This window comes from Shewanella sp. 10N.261.52.F9, from assembly GCF_041471165.1.
GTDB lineage: Bacteria > Pseudomonadota > Gammaproteobacteria > Enterobacterales > Shewanellaceae > Shewanella > Shewanella marinintestina.
In genome coordinates this window covers 2169-3820 of sequence record NZ_JBFRNX010000031.1, presented here as the reverse complement: position 1 = coordinate 3820, position 1652 = coordinate 2169, and the positions used below count along the sequence as shown (strand labels likewise).

General features: G+C 48.1%; 1 rRNA gene (only partly in view). It reads left to right on the top strand.

What is annotated here, in order from left to right:
* The first annotated feature begins 180 nt into the window (after positions 1 to 180).
* Positions 181 to 1652 (top strand): 23S ribosomal RNA (locus AB4298_RS19185); it runs 2150 nt beyond the window's last position.

Sequence of the window (1652 nt, the reverse complement as noted above, 5' to 3'; positions counted from 1 at the left end):
GCGAAATTAAAAAATTGAGTTCTAAAACACTTAACATTAAGTGTCTTGGCTTGTTGTTTAACGACTTCAAGTAAAAAATTCTAATTTTGGCGAAAGTAGAAACCATTAGTTACGATACGGCTGTTTTATCTACCCTGATAAAACAACGGATAATCTCATAGAGACTTATTTGGGTTGTATGGTTAAGTGACTAAGCGTATATGGTGGATGCCTTGGCAGTCAGAGGCGATGAAGGACGTAGTAACTTGCGAAAAGCGTTGGCGAGCTAGTAACAAGCATTTGAGCTAACGATGTCCGAATGGGGAAACCCACTAGCATAAGCTAGTATCATTAACTGAATACATAGGTTAATGAGGCGAACCCGGGGAACTGAAACATCTAAGTACCCGGAGGAAAAGAAATCAACCGAGATTCCCCTAGTAGCGGCGAGCGAACGGGGATTAGCCCTTAAGCATAGAGGGTGTTAGTGGAATGCGTTGGAAAGCGCAGCGGCACAGGGTGATAGCCCCGTACATGAAAACTAACTTTATGTGAAAACGAGTAGGACGGGACACGTGACATCTTGTCTGAACATGGGGGGACCATCCTCCAAGGCTAAATACTCCTGACTGACCGATAGTGAACCAGTACCGTGAGGGAAAGGCGAAAAGAACCCCTGTGAGGGGAGTGAAATAGAACCTGAAACCGTATACGTACAAGCAGTGGGAGCGGTTCTTGAGACCGTGACTGCGTACCTTTTGTATAATGGGTCAGCGACTTACATTTTGTAGCAAGGTTAAGCGAATAGCGGAGCCGTAGGGAAACCGAGTGTTAACTGCGCGTTTAGTTGCAAGGTGTAGACCCGAAACCCGGTGATCTAGCCATGGGCAGGTTGAAGATTGAGTAACATCAATTGGAGGACCGAACACACGTATGTTGAAAAATGCGGTGATGACTTGTGGCTGGGGGTGAAAGGCCAATCAAACCGGGAGATATCTGGTTCTCCTCGAAAGCTATTTAGGTAGCGCCTCGTACGAATACCATTGGGGGTAGAGCACTGTTAAGGCTAGGGGGTCATCCCGACTTACCAACCCTTTGCAAACTCCGAATACCAATGAGTACTATACGGGAGACACACGGCGGGTGCTAACGTCCGTCGTGAAAAGGGAAACAACCCAGACCATCAGCTAAGGTCCCAAAGTTATTGCTAAGTGGGAAACGATGTGGGAAGGCTTAGACAGCTAGGATGTTGGCTTAGAAGCAGCCATCATTTAAAGAAAGCGTAATAGCTCACTAGTCGAGTCGGCCTGCGCGGAAGATTTAACGGGGCTAAGCAATACACCGAAGCTATGGGTACTAGACTTGTTCTAGTGCGGTAGAGGAGCGTTCTGTAAGCCGTTGAAGGTGAAGGGGTAACCCACACTGGAGGTATCAGAAGTGCGAATGCTGACATGAGTAACGATAAAGGGGGTGAAAAACCTCCTCGCCGAAAGACCAAGGGTTCCTGTCCAACGTTAATCGGGGCAGGGTGAGTCGACCCCTAAGGCGAGGCCGAAAGGCGTAGTCGATGGGAAACGGGTTAATATTCCCGTACTTCTGCTAACTGCGATGGAGAGACGGAGAAGGCTAGGCTAGCGCGGCGTTGGTTGTCCGCGTTTAAGGTTGTAGGCTGT